This is a genomic window from Microbacterium sp. BWR-S6Y, assembly GCF_041379845.1.
GTDB lineage: Bacteria > Actinomycetota > Actinomycetes > Actinomycetales > Microbacteriaceae > Microbacterium > Microbacterium hydrothermale.
The window spans coordinates 296,513-312,486 of record NZ_JBFECV010000003.1; the positions used below are offsets into that span (position 1 = coordinate 296,513).

A 15,974-nucleotide genomic window follows, 5' to 3' on the forward strand; every position below is an offset into this window, starting at 1 on the left:
CCTTCGCGCCGCCGAACGTCGTTCCCGGTCGCGCTCTCGCGCGGCCGGATGTCGTTCCCGGTCGCGCTCTCGCGCGGCCGGATGCCCGTCACCGGCACAACTCCGGCAGAACCGGCGCGCGGAGTCCGGACCCGGGCCGTACGCCGACACAATGCAGGAGTTGTGCACGCCACACCGCCGCCGCCCCCGCCATTCGCACGAAGAGCGCGACGAACTCCTGCGTTGTGGTCAATCGCCCCCACCCGTAGCCGCGGCCGGGCCCGGCGCCCCCTCCCGCCGGCGGCCCGCGGCGGCGCCACGTCCCGGCACAACTCCGGCAGAACCGGCGCGCGGAGCCCGGCCGTGGGCCGCGCGCCGCCATAATGCAGGAGTTGTGCGCGCGACAGCGCCGCCGGCCCCGCCATCCGGCCCGACCGCGCGACGAACTCCTGCGCTGTGTCCCCCCGCCCCGCCCCGCCCGCGGGCGAGCCCGGCGCTCCCGCCACCCGGCGGCCCGCGCCGACGCCACGACCCGGCACAACTCCTGCAGAAGCAGCGCACGGGGCCCGGCTGCGGGCCGTACGCCGCCACAATGCAGGAGTTGTGCGCGCGACAGCGCGGGTGGACGATCGCGGAGGGCGACGCTCGGCGCCGGGGGAGAAAGGCCCGCGGCGCCACCCACCGTCGGACACGGCGGATGCGGACCGCACCGGGCGGTTTCATGCGCCACACAACGGCCGTCGCCTACGATGAAGGATGCCGCGACCGCGGCGTCGCCTCGAGGAAGAAGTCGTTGATCGTGAAAAGCCTCTTCTGGTTCGCGCTGGGGATCGCCGGCGGATTCGTCGCCGCCCATCTCGTCAACAAGGACCCCCGCGGTCAGGAGTTGCTCGCCCAGCTCGACTCCCGGATCGGAGAATTCACCGACCACATGAGCGACGCCTACCATCAGCAGGAGACCCGCCTCTCGGAGATCATCGACGACGCCAAGGGCGTCGCCTCCGCGAAGACCGCGGCCTCTTCGACCGACTGACCTCCCCGGCATCCCGCCCCCGAAGACCGGAGGCGGCCACCGCACGCCCACGGAAAGACCCTCCATGAAAACCGCCGAGATCGCCCAGCGCTTCCTCGACTTCTTCGAGAAGAAGAACCACACGATCGTCCCGTCGGCCTCGCTCGTCACCGACGATCCGGCCCTGCTGTTCACCGTGGCGGGCATGGTGCCCTTCATCCCGTACCTCAGCGGCGTCGTTCCCCCGCCGTACCCGCGGGCCGCGGACGTGCAGAAGTGCATCCGCACCAACGACATCGAAGAGGTCGGCAAGACCCCGCGCCACGGCACCTTCTTCCAGATGCTGGGCAACTGGTCGTTCGGCGACTACTTCAAGGAGGACGCGATCCGCTTCGCGTGGGAACTCCTCACCGCGCCGGAGTCCGAGGGCGGCCTGGCCTTCGACCCGAAGGATCTCTGGGTCACCGTCTACGAAGAGGATGACGAGGCGCACGACCTCTGGCTGAAGCTGAGCACCCTGCCCGAAGACCGCATCCAGCGGCTCGGCAAGGACACCAACTACTGGTCGACGGGTCTTCCGGGCCCCGCGGGCCCCTGCTCGGAGATCTTCTTCGACCGCGGCCCGGACTACGGCATCGACGGGGGCCCCGCCACCGACGACGACCGCTACGTCGAGATCTGGAACCTCGTGTTCATGCAGTACGAGATCACGAACGTGCGCTCGAAGTACGACTTCGACATCGTCGGCGAACTTCCCGCGAAGAACATCGACACCGGCATGGGCCTCGAGCGCATCGCGTTCATCAAGCAGGGCGTCGACAACATGTACGAGACAGACCAGGTGCGCCCCGTGCTCGATCTCGCGGCGAAGCTGGCGGGCAAGGCCTACGGCGCCGAATCCCACGAGGACGACGTGCGCCTGCGCATCGTCGCCGACCACGTGCGCTCCTCGCTCATGCTGCTCGCCGACGGCGTCACCCCCTCGAACGAGGGCCGCGGCTACATCCTGCGGCGCATCATGCGCCGCGCGATCCGATCGATGCGCCTGCTCGGCGTAGAGGGCGCGACCTTCCCCGAGCTGTTCGCCGCCTCCCGCGACGCGATGAAAGAGTCGTACCCCGAGGTCGAGGCGGACTACGCCCGCCTCTCGGCCTATGCCATCGCCGAGGAGCAGACATTCCTACGCACCCTCGCGGCGGGGTCCGCCATCCTCGACCAGTCGGTCGCCGAGGCCAAGAACGGCGGCGGCTCGACGCTCTCGGGCTCCGAGGCGTTCCTGCTGCACGACACCTACGGCTTCCCGATCGACCTCACTCTCGAGATCGCCGAAGAGGCCGGGCTGAGCGTCGACCGCGCGGCGTTCGACACCCTCATGCAGGAGCAGCGCACGCGCGCCAAGGCCGACGCCCGCGCCCGCAAGGGGGCGATCGCCGACCAGAGCGCGTACCGCGAGTTCCGCGCGCTCGGTGAGACGGTGTTCACCGGCTACACCGAGCTGCAGACGGAGTCGAAGGTGCTCGGCATCCTGGTCCAGGGGCAGGGGACCGACCGCGCTTCGGAGGGCCAGATCGCCGAGGTCATCCTCGCCGAGACCGCCCTGTACGCCGAGTCGGGCGGCCAGGTCGCCGACAAGGGCGTCATCGTGGGACCCGGCTACGAGCTCGAGGTGCTCGACGTGCAGCGTCCCGTCCCGGGCCTCGTGAGCCACACGGTCGAGGTCACCACCGGCGAGGTCTCGGTGGGCGCCCCCGCCACGACGGTCGTCGACGGACTCAACCGCCACGCCGCGCAGCAGGCCCACACCGCCACGCACCTCGTGCATGCGGCGATCCGCGACACCCTCGGCAAGACCGCGACGCAGACCGGATCGCTCAACCGCGCCGGCTACATGCGATTCGACTTCAGCTGGGGGTCCGCGCTGTCGAGCGAGACCCGCACCGAGATCGAGGACATCGCCAACAACGCCGTGCGCGACAACCTCGAGGTGACCACGCGGGTGATGTCGCTCGACGAGGCCAAGGCCGCCGGCGCCATGGCGCTGTTCGGTGAGAAGTACGGCGACACCGTGCGCATGGTCGACATCGGGGGTCCGTGGTCGCGCGAGCTGTGCGGTGGCACGCACGTCGCCCGCAGCTCCGAGATCGGTCTGGTCAACCTCGTCGGCGAGCAGTCCGTGGGTGCGTCGAACCGTCGTGTCGAAGCCCTCGTGGGACTCGACGCGTTCCGCGACCTCGCCGCCGAGCGCGCGATCGTCTCGCAGCTGTCGACGTCGCTCAAGACCCCGCGCGAGCAGCTCACGACCCGCATCAGCGAGCTCGCGGCGAGCCTCAAGGCCGCCGAAAAGAAGATCGCCGCCTTCGAGGCGCAGGCCCTGACCGGTCGACTGCCGCAACTGGTGGAGTCGGCCGTGGCCGTCGGCACCGTCAAGGTCGTGGCGCAGAGCCTCGGCGAGGGCGCGTCGGCCGACGACGTGCGCTCCCTGGCCCTGCAGGTGCGCGACAGGCTCGGAAGCGACCCCGCCGTCGTCGCGCTCGGCTCGGTGGCGGGGGGCCGCGCGACGGTCGTTGTCGTCACCAACGACGCCGCGCGCGAGCGCGGTCTCGCCGCCGGCGCTCTCGCGAAGGCCGCGGCCGCCACGCTCGGCGGCGGCGGCGGCGGTCGCCCCGACGTCGCGCAGGGAGGCGGAACGGATGCCGCTGCCCTGCCGCAGGCGCTGGAGGGCATCGTGGCCGACGTGCGGGCGACCACCGCGTGACGGAGTTCCGACGCGGCATCCGTCTGGGGATCGATGTCGGACGCGCCCGCGTGGGCGTCGCCCGCTCCGATCCCGACGGGGTGCTCGCCGTGCCGGTCGAGACGGTTCCCCGCAAGGGGGAGCCCGTGCGCCGCATCGTCGCCCTCGCGACCGAGTACGAGGCGTTCGAGGTGCTCGTGGGGCTCCCGCTCAACCTGCGCGGGGAGGACACCCCGTCGACCACCGACGCGCGTCGCTTCGCGACGGAGCTCGCGGCGGCGCTGCCCATGCCGGTGCGCCTCGTCGACGAGCGCCTGAGCACCGTGTCCGCGCACGGGGTGCTCCGGGAGGCAGGACGTTCCCAGCGCGACTCTCGTAGCATTGTGGATCAAGTCGCCGCTGTGGTTCTGCTGCAGCAGGCGCTCGACGTGGAGCGACAGTCCGGCGAGCCGGCCGGACCCGCCGTATCACCGGGACAGGAGCCCGCCTGACGATGCCCGAGAACCAGCCCCCCGAGAACGACCCCTTCGCCGATCTGTACAGCCGTCTTCCCGATCCGCGCACCGGTGCGCGCTCGGCTGACGGCTCGGCGAGCGACGCTCCTCCCTCCCGCCGAGCGGCGCGGGAAGCCCGTCGCGCGCAGACGGGCCCCACCGGCACGGCGTCCCCCGACGCCACCCCGGCCCCGCGCGTCGACGCCGCGCGTCGCGAGGGCGATGCGCCCGCTGTCGCCTCCGGCGCAGGGAACGCGGCGGAGCCCGCGCGCACCGCCGAGCCCCCCGCGGCCCCGACCGCCGCGCCCCGCACGTCCGCGCCCGCCCCGGCCGCGCGCACGACCGAGCCCCCCGCGCGCGCAACCGAGCCCCCCGCGGCCACCACCGCCCCGGCCCCGCGCGCGACCGAGCCCACGGCGCCCTCCGCCGCGGCATCCCCGTTCCCCGCGGGCGAAGCGGATGCCGCCGCCCCCGGCCCCCGACGCACCCCGACCTCGCAGCCGGCCGCGGCCGGCACGACCTCGCCGGCCCCCGCGCCGCAGCCGTCGCCCGCCGACGGTGGCCCGCGGGCCGAGGCCGCGCGTCGCTCCGAGCCCGCTCTCGTGGGCGCCGCCACCGCGCGCACCGGAGCGACCGGGGGAGGCGTGTCGTCGGGCTCTCTCGAAGACCTCTTCACCGGACAGACCACCACCCACGAGATCGGGCACACCGCCCCGCGAGCCCCCAAGAAGCGCCGTCGCGTCGGCGGCTGGATCGCCCTCGCGATCGTGCTCGTGCTGCTCGGCGGCGCCGCGGCGGGGGGCCTGGCCGTGTGGAACACCTACGGCGATCGCATCCAGGCCTTCCTCGGCAACGGCGAGCCCCTCGACTACGAGGCGGGCCAGGCCACCGGCGAAGCCCGCATCACCATCGTCTCGGGCGACACCGGGGAGTCGGTCTCACCGAAGCTGTTCGACGCCGGCGTCACGAAGGCGTCGAATTCGCTGTACAAATACATGGTCGACAACTCCGTCGCCTTCACGTTCCAGCCCGGCGTCTACAAGCTGCAGCAGCAGATGACCTCCGAGGCCGTGCTCGCGGCGCTCCGCGACCCCGCGAGCCGCCTGGACTACTCCGTGCAGCTGCGCGAGGGACTGACGCTGGAGCAATCGCTCGACGTCATCTCCGAGCAGCTGAGCATCCCGCGCGCCGACCTCGACACCGCCGTCGCCGATCCCTCCGTCTACGGCGTCCCCGCCTCCACGCTCGAGGGCTGGATCTTCCCGGCGACGTACGACTTCGACGAGGGGGTCACCGCTCAGCAGGTCATCGAGCGCATGGTGCAGCGCACCATCCAGTCGCTCGACACCGCGGGGGTCCCCGCATCCGACCGCGAACGCATCCTCATCATCGCCTCGATCATCGAGCGCGAAGCACGCAGCAGCGAGGACTTCTACAAGGTCTCGCGCGTGATCGAGAACCGCCTGCAGCCCGACAACACCGAGACCCACGGTCTGTTGCAGATGGACTCGACGGCCCAGTACGGCGCCGGAGAACTGGATGCCGGTTCGTCGTCGTCGTCCGAGAACGCGCTCACCAGCGACAACCCGTGGAACACCTACATCCGACCGGGTCTGCCCGTGGGCCCCATCGCCAACCCGGGTGATCTCGCGATCGACGCCGCCATGAAGCCGGTGGACGGACCGTGGTACTACTTCACGACGGTCAACCTCGCCACGGGCGAGACGGTGTTCTCGACGACCTACGCCGACCAGCTGAAGGCCGTGGACCAGTTCCGCGCGTGGTGCCGCGACAACCCCGACGGCGGATGCTGACCGACCGCACCCGGCTGGAGGTCTGGGGCGACCCGATCGCGCATTCGCGGTCGCCCCGGCTCCACGCCGCGGCCTACCGCGTGCTCGGGCTCGACTGGGAGTACGGGCGTCGACGCGTGGACGAGGCCGGCTTCGCGGCGGAGCTGGACGGGATGGATGCCACGTGGCGCGGCCTGTCGCTCACGATGCCTCTGAAGCACGCGGCGGCGGCCCGCGCCGCGACCCTCGACGACGACGCCCGCCTCACCGGTGCCGTCAACACCTACCTCCTCACCGACGACGGCCCGCACGGTTTCAACACCGACGTCGGGGGACTCGCCCGCGCCCTCGAGGAGATCGGGGTGCGGCGACCGCAGCGCGTGCGCGTCCTGGGGGCGGGGGCGACCGCGACCTCCGCCGTCGTCGCGGCCGCGCGCGCCGGAGCGGTCGACATCGACGTGCGCGCCCGCCGCCCCGATGCGGCCGCGCCCCTGGTGGCGATCGGCGCCCGCCTCGGCGTCACCGTGCGCGCGACGACCTTCGACGCCCCCGACCCGGTCTCCGTCGACGCGACGATCGCGGCGCTTCCCGGCGGCACCGACCTCGGCGCTCTCGCCGGGCCCCTGGCATCCGCGTCGGGGCCCCTCGTCGACGTCGTTTACGGCGGCTGGCCGACACCCCTCGGGATCGCGTGGGAGCGGGCGGGCGTCCCCGCGCACGACGGGCTGACCATGCTGCTGCACCAGGCCCTGCTGCAGGTGCGCCTGTTCGTCACGGGCGACGCCTCCCGGCCGCTCCGGCGCGACGACGAGGTGCTGGCCGCAATGCGCATCGCGCTCATGGGAGACTAGACGAATGCTTCGCGTCTTCACCGCCGGCGAGTCCCACGGCCCCGAACTGATCGCCCTCATGGAGGGGATGCCGGCCGGTGTCCCCGTCTCCTCGGCCCAGATCCGCGCCGAACTGGCGCGCCGTCGGCTCGGCTACGGCCGCGGCTCGCGCATGAAGTTCGAAGAGGACGAGCTCACCCTCTCGACGGGTGTCGTGCACGGCTTCACGATCGGCAGCCCGATCGCGCTGCGCATCGGCAACACCGAGTGGCCGAAGTGGACCGAGGTCATGAGCCCCGAGCCCGTCGAGCTGTCCGACCGCTCGCGCGGTCGCGGCGCGGCCCTCACGCGCCCCCGCCCCGGCCACGCCGACCTCGTCGGCATGCAGAAGTACGGCTTCGACGAGGCGCGCCCCATCCTCGAGCGCGCCTCGGCCCGCGAGACGGCCGCGCGCGTCGCGCTCGGTGCGGTGGCCCGCTCGTTCCTCGGCGAGCTCGGCATCCGCCTCGTCAGCCACACGCTCTCCATCGGGCCCGTGCGCGTTCCCGACGACGCGGAACTGCCCACGCCCGACGACGTCGACCGTCTCGACGCCGACCCGCTGCGGTGCTTCCACGCCGAGACCAGCGCGGCGATGGTCGCCGAGGTCGACGACGCGAAGAAGGCGGGCGACACGCTCGGCGGCATCGTCGAGGTACTCGCGTACGGTCTGCCCCCGGGGCTCGGCTCCCACGTGCAGTGGGACCGGCGCCTCGACGCCCGCCTCGCGCAGGCGCTCATGAGCATCCAGGCGATCAAGGGCGTCGAGGTCGGCGACGGCTTCCTCACCACGACGCGCCGCGGTTCGCAGGCGCACGACGAGCTGTTCGCCACCGAGGACGGCATCACGCGCTCCTCCGACCGCGCGGGCGGCACCGAGGGCGGGATGTCCACCGGCACCGTCCTGCGCGTGCGCGCCGGCATGAAGCCGATCGCGACGATCCCCAAGGCCCTGCGCACCGTCGACGTCGCGACGGGCGACACCGCCGCGGCGCACCACCAGCGCTCCGACGTGTGCGCCGTCCCGGCATCCGGAGTCGTCGCCGAGGCGATGGTCGCGGTGACCCTCGCCGACGCCGTGCTCGAGAAGTTCGGCGGCGACAACGTCGCCGAAACGCGCCGCAACCTCGAGACGTACCTCGCGAACCTGCCCCGGACGCTGCGCACGACCGACGCGTCGGATGCCGCGTTGCTCGCGCATGACCTCGCCTGAGCGGGCGCCCGCGCCTGCCCCCGCCGGCGATCCCGTGACGGAGAGCGGCGAGGTGGGTCCCGCCGTCGTGCTGATCGGTCCCATGGGCGCCGGCAAGACGAGCGTGGGGCGACGCGTCGCGCGTGCCCTCGGAGCGTCGTTCAGCGACACCGACAAGATCGTCGTGCGCGACCACGGCCCGATCCGCGACCTCTTCCTCGCGCACGGCGAAGCGCACTTCCGCGCGCTCGAACGCGACGCGGTGGTCGAGGCGCTCGGCCGCGGGGGCGTCGTCGCCCTCGGCGGGGGAGCGGTCCTCGACCCGCTCACGCGAGAGCGGCTCGGCGCCCACCGCGTCGTGCTGCTGACCGTGTCGCCGCAGGTCGTGGCCTCCCGCATCCACGGCGACGACCGGCCGCTCCTGGGGGGAGAGGACCCCGCGCAGCGCTGGCTGCGCATCTACGAAGAACGGCGGCCGATCTACGAGGCCGCCGCCGACATCGCCTTCGACACGTCGTCGGGGCCGCTGTCCCGCGTCGTCGACGACATCGTGACCTGGGCGCGTCGCCCCCAGGTCGAGGAGACATCATGACCGACATCACCACCATCAGCGTCGCCGGCGACCCCGGCTACGACATCACCGTCGGGCGCGGCCTGCTGGCGACCCTCGGCGAGAAGCTGCCCCCCGCGGCGCAGAAGGTGCTCATCGTGCACCCGCCGACCCTGGCCGCCCAGGCCGAGGCGCTGCGGGCGCAGCTCATGGGCGACCGTCAGGTGCTGCTCGCCGAGATCCCGGATGCCGAGCAGGGAAAGCGCGTCGAAGTGGCGGCCTTCTGCTGGCAGGTCATGGGCCAGGCCGACTTCACCCGCACGGACGCGGTCATCGGTTTCGGCGGGGGAGCGGTCACCGACCTCGCCGGATTCGTCGCTGCGACGTGGCTGCGCGGGGTCGCCCTCGTGCAGGTGCCCACGACGGTGCTGGGAATGGTGGATGCCGCGGTCGGCGGCAAGACCGGCATCAACACCGCCGAGGGGAAGAACCTCGTCGGAGCCTTCTGGCCCCCGGTGGCCGTGGTGTGCGATCTCGACCTGCTCGACACGCTGTCGAAGAACGAGGCGACCGCGGGCTTCGCCGAGGTGGTGAAGGCCGGGTTCATCTGGCATCCCGAGATCCTCGATCTGATCGAGGCCGACCCGACCGGGATCGTCGACCCCCGCGGCGACGCGTTCCGCCGCTGCGTCGAGCTCGCGATCGACATGAAGGCGCGCGTCGTCGGAGAAGACCTGCGCGAGGCGGGGCTTCGCGAAGTGCTCAACTACGGCCACACGCTCGGGCACGCCATCGAGCACGCCGAGCGCTACCGCTGGCGTCACGGGGCGGCGATCTCGGTCGGCATGGTCTTCGCGGCGGAGCTGTCACGCCTCGCCGGGCGCCTCTCGGACGACGTCGCCCAGCGTCACCGCACGGTGCTCGAGTCGCTCGGGCTCCCCACGACCTACCGCGCCGGGGCGTTCCAGACGCTGAAGGCGACCATGCAGCGCGACAAGAAGAGCCGCGGCAGCATGCTGCGCTTCATCGTGCTCGACGACCTCGCCCGTCCCACCGTGCTGCAGGCACCCGACGAGTCGCTGCTGTTCGCGGCCTATCAGGAGGTCGGTGCGTGACCCGGAGCGCCTCGTGACTCACGGTCGCGCCGGCGCCCCGACCGTGCGGCGCGTGCGCGCCGGGGAAGGCGCCCGGGTGCGCGAGCTGCGTCTGCGCGCCGTGAGCGACCCCGCGGCATCCATCGCCTTCCTCACCACCTTCGCGCAGGAGCTCGAGCGCGACCAGGCGTTCTGGGACGAGCGCGCGGCGGGAGGAGCGGACGGCGACTCCGCGGCGATGTTCGTGGCCGAGAGCGGAGACGACTGGATCGGCACCTGCACGGTGCTGGTGCGGCGCGCGGGAGACCTCGACCACACCGGGCGACGGTCGACGGCGAACCGCGCGGACGTCGTCGGCGTCTACGTCGACCCGGCGCACCGCGGCAGCGGAGCGATCGACGCGCTCCTCGACGCCGCGGCGCGGTGGTGCGCCGCCCGGGGCTTCGAGACGCTCTCTCTCGACGTCCACGTCGACAACGCCCGAGCCCAGGCGGTGTACCGGCGCGCCGGTTTCGTGGCGACGGGGGAGACTTTCACGGGCCCGATCGGCGACGAACTCGCGATGAGCCGGTCGCTGCGCGCTCTCTGAGCGGTCGGCGACGTCACCGTTCGCGCAGCCGCGCGTCGAGCTCGCACACCCCTTTGCGAGCATCGCCCGCCCGAGGACCTCTCCGGGAACGGCGAAGCCCCGCCTCCCGGAAGAGGCGGGGCTTCGCGAGCGCCGATCAGACCGATACGGGCACGCGGCGTTCGGCGGCCAGACCGAGCTGATCGGTCGGGACGTCCTTGGTCTCGCGGGCCGTCAGCGCGCTCACCGAGGCGATCACCGCGATCACCGCGGTGAAGACGCTGATGACGACCCACCCGCCCGCGGCGCCCCCGCCGAGGGCGGCGACGATGCTGGGGGCGAAACCGGCCATGAGGAAGCCGAGCTGCGTGCCGATCGCCATGCCCGAGAAACGCACGCGGGTGCTGAACATCTCGCCGTAGAACGAGGGCCACACGGCGTTGGCGGCGGCGTATCCGCACGAGAAGGTGAGGATGGCGAGGCCGAAGGTCACCAGGTCGTTCCCCGCGCCCATCGACAGCATGTAGAAGGGCATGAACGCCGCCGACGAGAGCGCGCCGTAGATGAACACCGGCTTGCGTCCGACGCGGTCCGCGAGCTTGCCGAAGAGCGGCTGGGTGAACAGCGCCACGACGTTGGCGACCACCACGAGCCACAGCGTGACGCTCGCGGCGAGACCCTGCTCCTTGCCGTAGGCGATGGCGAGGGTGCCGAACACGGTCGAAACGGCCGCGATGAACGCGCAGCAGATGACGCGGAGGACATCGCGCCAGTGATTCTTCAGCAGCGGGAGCAGCGGCATCCGGGCGATCTGTCCGGTCGCCTTCGCCTGCTCGAATTCGGGGGTCTCGTGCAGGCTCCGTCGGATGAAGAACGCCACGACGACCACCACGGCGCTCAACCAGAACGGCACGCGCCAGCCCCACGAGAACTTGATCTCGTCGGGCAGGGCGACGACCGGGATGAAGATGAGGGCCGCGAGGATCTGGCCGCCCTGGGTTCCGGTGAGGGTCCACGAGGTGAAGAACGAACGACGCCCGTCCGGGGCGTGCTCGAGGGTGAGCGAGGATGCGCCCGCCTGCTCGCCGGCGGCCGACAGGCCCTGAGCGAGACGGCACAGCACCAGCAAGGCCGGGGCGAACCAGCCGATCTGCGCGAAACCGGGGAGGCAGCCGATGATGAACGTCGACAGTCCCATCAGGACCAGCGTGAACATCAACACCTTCTGCCGCCCGATGCGGTCGCCGAAGTGACCGAGGATCACGGCGCCCACGGGACGCGCGATGTAGGCGAAGCCGAAGGTGGCGAACGACATCACGAGCGCCGCCTGATCTCCGGACGGGAAGAACACCGTCGGGAAGATGAGGGCCGCGGCCGAGCCGAACAGGAAGAAATCGTAGTACTCCACGGCGCTGCCCATGAAGCTGGCGGTGGCCGCCTTCACGGGAGTCTTCCGCGTCGTTGCGGGTGTGGACATGGGGTGTCTGCTCCTTAAAAGGGAAGGACGGGGCTGAGCGGCGCGTCCGCCGCGACCAGGTCGAGGAAATGGGCGGTCATGCGGTCGGGATCGGGTCGCGTCCCGGTGATGAGGGCGAACGCGTCGACGGCCTGGTGGACCGCCATGCGCCCGCCGCTGAGGGTGCGGCATCCGCGCTCGCGCGCGGCGAGGAGGAGTTCGGTGTCGAGGGGGCGGTAGACGATGTCGGCGACCCACAGCTCGGGGCGCAGCAGCTGCGCGTCGAGCGGCAGGCCGGGGTGCTCCGCCATGCCGACCGGGGTGCAGTGCACGAGGCCGTCCGCGTCGCTCAGCACGTCCGCGAGGTCGGCGGGGGAGGCGGTGTCGACGACGGAGAGCGGATGCCGCGCCCCCAGGTCGTCGGCGAGGGTGCGGGCACGTGCGACGTCGAGGTCGACGATCGTGAGGCGGGCGGTCCCGAGACGGAGCAGGGCATCGGCCACGGCGGACCCCGCGCCGCCGGCGCCGAGCTGGACGACGTGCCGGGTCGCGGCATCCGGAAGCCCGTCGGTGAAGGCGGCGGCGAAGCCCGTGGTGTCGGTGTTGTGGCCGACGCGTCCGGTCGGGGTGAAGAGGACGGTGTTGACCGCTCCGAGGGCGGCCGCGACGGGGTCGATGCGATCAAGGTGCGCCAGCACGCTCTGCTTGCACGGGTGGGTGACGTTGACGGCGTCGTAGCCGAGACGCTCGGCCCACGCGAGTACCTCGCCGATGCGCGCGGGGTCGATGCCGAGCGCGGTGAGGTCGAGCGGCCGGTAGACGTAGGCGAGCCCGAGGGCGCGCGCCTCGGCCATGTGCATCGGCGGCGTGAGGGAGGGGAGCACACCCGTGCCGATGAGGCCCACGAGGTAGGGGTGCGAGTCGTTCACGGTACTCCTTCGTCTCCGCGCGACCGGGTTATGTACTAACCGGTACGTTCAGAGGAAACCACGGTCGCGCCGCGGTGTCAACGACGGATTCCGGATGCCGGGGACCCCGAGCCCGCCGACGGGCCCGGCACCCGCGAGGGCCGAACGGCCTCGACAGGCTCAGCCACCTCGGACGCGAGGACCCCGAGCCCGTCGACGGGCCCGGCACCCGCGACGGCCCGGCGGCTTCGACAGGCTCAGCCACCTCGGACGCGAGGACCCTGAGCCCGTCGAAGGGCCCGGGGCCGCGGTCAGCGCGCCGGGGCCGTGAGCCACCCCACGACGACGTCGCCGATCACGGAGCGCAGGTGCGAGCGGCGGTCGGGGGCGGAGAGGTCGACGTCGAACAGGTGGCCGAAGGTGTACTGGTTGGCGACCTGGAACACGCAGTAGGAGCTGATCACGAGGTGCACGTCGATGGCATCCACGTCGGCGCGGAACAGGCCGGCCGCGCGCCCCCGCTCGAGGATCTCGTCGAGCAGTCCCTTCGCGGGCTGCGACTGCGTGCGCAGCCCCTCGATCTGGCGGATGAACACCCCGCGGTGGATGTTCTCGATCGCGACGAGACGGATGAAGGCGTCGTGGCCGACGTGGTGGTCGAAGGTGAGCTCGGCGAGGGCGCGGATGGCATCCACGGGGTCGGCATGGTCGACGTCGATCGCCCGCTCGGCCTCGCGGATGCCGCGGTAAGCCTCCTCGAGCACGGCTCGGTAGAGCCCCTCTTTGCCGCCGAAATAGTAGTAGATCATCCGCTTCGTCGTGCGCGTGCGGGCGGCGATCTCGTCGACCCGCGCCCCGGAGTAACCGTCTTCGGCGAACACCTCGGTCGCCACCGCGAGCAGTTCGGAACGCGTGCGCTCGGCGTCTCGACGTGCCTCGACCATGGGCCCAACCTACTGGACCGCCGGGGTGGACCCGGTTTGTACTAACTGGTACATTCGGCCGCCATGAAGACCTCGATGGCGACCGTCTGCATCAGCGGCACCCTGGCCGACAAGCTCCACGCGTGCGCGGCGGCCGGATTCGACGGCGTCGAGATCTTCGAGCCCGACCTGCTCGCCGCCCCCGAGAGCCCCGAGGAGATCGCGGCCCTCGCCGCCCGCCTCGGTCTCACGCTCGACCTCTACCAGCCGATGCGCGACGTCGAGGGCGTCGACGACGAGGCGTTCGCCGCCGTCCTGCGCCGCGCGGAGGCGAAGTTCCGGCTCATGAACCGTCTCGGCATCGACCTGGTGCTGTGCTGCAGCAACGTCGCCACGGCGACGATCGACGACGACGACGTCAGCGCCGCACAGCTGCGCCGTCTGGGAGACCTCGCCGAGGGATTCGGCATCCGCATCGCCTTCGAAGCCCTCGCGTGGGGCCGTTTCGTCGACGACTACCGCCGGGCGTGGCGCATCGTCGAGCTCGCCGACCACCCGGCGGTGGGGGTGTGCCTCGACTCGTTCCACATCCTCTCGCGCGGACACGACCCCGCCGCGATCTCCGGCATCCCGGGCGAGAAGATCTTCTTCGTGCAGCTCGCCGACGCCCCGCGTCTCAGCATGGACGTGCTGTCGTGGAGTCGCCATCACCGTCTCTTCCCCGGCGAAGGCGAGTTCGACCTCGCCGACTTCACCGCGCGCATCGTGGATGCCGGCTATACCGGGCCGTGGTCGCTCGAGGTGTTCAACGACACCTTCCGCCAGACCGACCCGCGCCGCACGGCCCTGCACGCGCGCCGCTCGCTGCGGTGGCTGGAGGACGCGGTCTCGCGCACCCTCCCCGACGCCCCGGACGCACTGCAGATGCTCCCCGACTCCGCCGCTCCGTCGGCCGTCGACTTCGTCGAGATCAAGGCGGAGGACACCTCCGCGGTCGAGGAGCTGCTCGGCCAGCTCGGCTTCACCCCGCGCGGCCGCCACCGCACCAAGGCCGTGACGCTGTGGACGGCCGGACGCGCCCGCGTGGTGCTGAACGAACAGCACGCGAGGGGGTGGGAGCCACGGCTGGCCGCGATCGGCCTCGAGGTCGACGACGCCGAGGCCGTCGACCTGCGCATGCACGAGCTGCGCGTGCCGCGGGCGTACCGCCGCACCTACGCCACCGAGGAGCGTCTCGACGGCGCCGTCGCCCCCGACGGCACCGAGGTGTACTGGGCGCAGGCCGCCGACGAGGGCGAACCGGTCTGGGTGGCCGAGTTCGAGCACGGGGAGGCCGAGACCCCGACCGTCGTCGAGGGCGTCGATCACGTCAGCCTGTCGCAGCCCTGGCAGGCGATCGAGGAAGCGACACTGTTCTACACCGCCGGTTTCGCGCTGCGCGTCGACAGCAGCACCGAGGTGCCGGGGCCCCAGGGCCTGGTGGCCAGTCGCGTGCTCGGCTCGCCCGGCGGCGAGGTGCGCCTGCCGCTGAACGTCGCACCCCCGATCCTCGCCGGCGAGAGGGCCGCCCTGCCCCAGCACGTCGCCTTCCGCTGCACCGACGTGCGCGCGCTCGCCCGCGCGGCGCGCGAGCGCGGCTTCGTCCCGCTGTCGATGCCCGGCAACTACTACGACGACATCGCGGCGCGCTTCGACCTGCCCGCCGAGGACGTCGCCGAGCTGCGCGAACTGCACCTCGGATACGACCAGGATGCCGCGGGCACCTACCTGCACTTCTACACGCGCACCATCGGCGAGGTGTTCCTGGAGTTCGTCGAGCGCGTCGACGCCTACGCCGGCTACGGGGCGGGCACGGCTCCCGTGCGCCTGAGCGCGCAGGGCCGGCGCTGATAGCGTGCGGGACATGACCACGCCCCGCCGCCTGTTGCTCGTGAACGGCCCCAACCTCAACCTGCTGGGAACCCGCCAGCCCGAGATCTACGGGCGCGACACGCTCGCCGACGTCGAGCGGATCGCGGCCGAGGCGGCGGGCCGGCACGGGCTCGAGGTCCGGGCGATCCAGAGCAACCACGAGGGCGTCCTCATCGACGCGATCCACGCCGCCCGCCTCGACTGCGCCGGCATCGTGATCAACGCCGGGGGACTCACGCACACCTCCGTCGCGCTGCGCGACGCCCTGGCATCCGTCGACCTCCCCGTCGCCGAGGTGCACATCTCGAACATCAAGGAACGGGAGGCGTTCCGGCACTTCTCGTACATCGAGGACGTCGCCGTCGTGCACGTCATCGGCGAGGGCGTGCCCGGCTACGCGCGCGCCGTCGACCTGCTCGTCGAGGTGATCTCGGGCCGCGCCGACGGCTGAGGGCGCGGATCACGTAGACTCTGACGTCGGGCTCTCGCCC

The 15,974-nt window shown here is 72.1% G+C and carries 14 protein-coding genes; 11 read left to right on the plus strand and 3 right to left on the minus strand.

Going from position 1 to position 15,974, the window contains the following annotated elements:
* The first annotated feature begins 778 nt into the window (after positions 1-778).
* From AB1K56_RS08580 to AB1K56_RS08620, 9 genes are all read left to right on the plus strand, one after another.
* Positions 779-1,012 (plus strand): ATPase, encoded by a 234-nt coding sequence (locus AB1K56_RS08580; protein WP_371205305.1) that lies wholly within the window; start codon positions 779-781, stop codon positions 1,010-1,012.
* Between the two features lie 64 nt (positions 1,013-1,076).
* Positions 1,077-3,746 (plus strand): alanine--tRNA ligase, encoded by a 2,670-nt coding sequence (gene alaS / locus AB1K56_RS08585; RefSeq protein WP_136585669.1) that lies wholly within the window; start codon positions 1,077-1,079, stop codon positions 3,744-3,746.
* On the plus strand, positions 3,743-4,216 hold the full coding sequence (ruvX, locus tag AB1K56_RS08590; protein WP_136585670.1) for a Holliday junction resolvase RuvX: 474 nt from the start codon (positions 3,743-3,745) through the stop codon (positions 4,214-4,216). Before alaS ends, ruvX begins: the two co-directional genes overlap by 4 nt.
* A gap of 2 nt (positions 4,217-4,218) precedes the next feature.
* Positions 4,219-6,033 carry an endolytic transglycosylase MltG gene (gene mltG, locus AB1K56_RS08595; protein ID WP_371205306.1) on the plus strand — a complete coding sequence of 605 codons (1,815 nt, stop codon included), beginning with the start codon at positions 4,219-4,221 and terminating at the stop codon, positions 6,031-6,033.
* On the plus strand, positions 6,027-6,863 hold the full coding sequence (locus AB1K56_RS08600) for a shikimate dehydrogenase (protein ID WP_371205307.1): 837 nt from the start codon (positions 6,027-6,029) through the stop codon (positions 6,861-6,863). The genes mltG and AB1K56_RS08600 overlap by 7 nt, the downstream gene beginning before the upstream one ends.
* Positions 6,864-6,867: 4 nt before the next feature.
* Positions 6,868-8,094, plus strand: a complete 1,227-nt coding sequence (gene aroC, locus AB1K56_RS08605) for a chorismate synthase (RefSeq protein WP_371205308.1) — start codon at positions 6,868-6,870, stop codon at positions 8,092-8,094.
* Between the two features lie 82 nt (positions 8,095-8,176).
* Positions 8,177-8,665: a shikimate kinase gene (locus AB1K56_RS08610; protein ID WP_240752568.1), complete on the plus strand. Its 489-nt coding sequence runs from the start codon at positions 8,177-8,179 to the stop codon at positions 8,663-8,665.
* Positions 8,662-9,738, plus strand: coding sequence for a 3-dehydroquinate synthase (gene aroB, locus AB1K56_RS08615; RefSeq protein ID WP_371205309.1), 1,077 nt, complete (start codon positions 8,662-8,664; stop codon positions 9,736-9,738). Before AB1K56_RS08610 ends, aroB begins: the two co-directional genes overlap by 4 nt.
* Positions 9,739-9,751: 13 nt before the next feature.
* The gene (locus AB1K56_RS08620) at positions 9,752-10,306 is read left to right on the plus strand and encodes a GNAT family N-acetyltransferase (RefSeq protein WP_371205310.1); all 555 of its coding nucleotides are present in this window, start codon (positions 9,752-9,754) and stop codon (positions 10,304-10,306) included.
* Positions 10,307-10,442: 136 nt separating this feature from the next.
* Here the strand turns inward: AB1K56_RS08620 and AB1K56_RS08625 are convergent, their stop codons facing one another.
* From AB1K56_RS08625 to AB1K56_RS08635, 3 genes are all read right to left on the minus strand, one after another.
* Positions 10,443-11,762: an MFS transporter gene (locus tag AB1K56_RS08625; RefSeq protein WP_371205311.1), complete on the minus strand. Its 1,320-nt coding sequence runs from the start codon at positions 11,760-11,762 to the stop codon at positions 10,443-10,445.
* A gap of 14 nt (positions 11,763-11,776) precedes the next feature.
* On the minus strand, positions 11,777-12,670 hold the full coding sequence (locus tag AB1K56_RS08630; RefSeq protein ID WP_371205312.1) for a shikimate dehydrogenase: 894 nt from the start codon (positions 12,668-12,670) through the stop codon (positions 11,777-11,779).
* 290 nt (positions 12,671-12,960) lie between these two features.
* Positions 12,961-13,593 carry a TetR/AcrR family transcriptional regulator gene (locus AB1K56_RS08635; RefSeq protein ID WP_264630771.1) on the minus strand — a complete coding sequence of 211 codons (633 nt, stop codon included), beginning with the start codon at positions 13,591-13,593 and terminating at the stop codon, positions 12,961-12,963.
* 63 nt (positions 13,594-13,656) lie between these two features.
* Between AB1K56_RS08635 and AB1K56_RS08640 the strand changes: the two genes are divergently transcribed.
* Both AB1K56_RS08640 and AB1K56_RS08645 read left to right on the plus strand, forming a co-directional pair.
* The gene (locus AB1K56_RS08640; RefSeq protein ID WP_371205313.1) at positions 13,657-15,462 is read left to right on the plus strand and encodes a TIM barrel protein; all 1,806 of its coding nucleotides are present in this window, start codon (positions 13,657-13,659) and stop codon (positions 15,460-15,462) included.
* Between the two features lie 13 nt (positions 15,463-15,475).
* Positions 15,476-15,934 (plus strand): type II 3-dehydroquinate dehydratase, encoded by a 459-nt coding sequence (locus AB1K56_RS08645; protein WP_371205314.1) that lies wholly within the window; start codon positions 15,476-15,478, stop codon positions 15,932-15,934.
* The last annotated feature ends 40 nt before the right edge of the window (positions 15,935-15,974 follow it).

What these genes read in the sequence shown, in the direction of transcription:
- alaS (WP_136585669.1), top strand. Translation starts at nt 1,077, where the DNA reads ATGAAAACCGCCGAGATCGCCCAGCGCTTCCTCGACTTCTTCGAGAAG.
- mltG (WP_371205306.1), top strand. Translation starts at nt 4,219, where the DNA reads ATGCCCGAGAACCAGCCCCCCGAGAACGACCCCTTCGCCGATCTGTAC.
- AB1K56_RS08600 (WP_371205307.1), top strand. Translation starts at nt 6,027, where the DNA reads ATGCTGACCGACCGCACCCGGCTGGAGGTCTGGGGCGACCCGATCGCG.
- aroC (WP_371205308.1), top strand. Translation starts at nt 6,868, where the DNA reads ATGCTTCGCGTCTTCACCGCCGGCGAGTCCCACGGCCCCGAACTGATC.
- AB1K56_RS08610 (WP_240752568.1), top strand. Translation starts at nt 8,177, where the DNA reads ATGGGCGCCGGCAAGACGAGCGTGGGGCGACGCGTCGCGCGTGCCCTC.
- aroB (WP_371205309.1), top strand. Translation starts at nt 8,662, where the DNA reads ATGACCGACATCACCACCATCAGCGTCGCCGGCGACCCCGGCTACGAC.
- AB1K56_RS08625 (WP_371205311.1), bottom strand. Translation starts at nt 11,762, where the DNA reads ATGTCCACACCCGCAACGACGCGGAAGACTCCCGTGAAGGCGGCCACC.
- AB1K56_RS08635 (WP_264630771.1), bottom strand. Translation starts at nt 13,593, where the DNA reads ATGGTCGAGGCACGTCGAGACGCCGAGCGCACGCGTTCCGAACTGCTC.
- AB1K56_RS08640 (WP_371205313.1), top strand. Translation starts at nt 13,657, where the DNA reads ATGAAGACCTCGATGGCGACCGTCTGCATCAGCGGCACCCTGGCCGAC.
- AB1K56_RS08645 (WP_371205314.1), top strand. Translation starts at nt 15,476, where the DNA reads ATGACCACGCCCCGCCGCCTGTTGCTCGTGAACGGCCCCAACCTCAAC.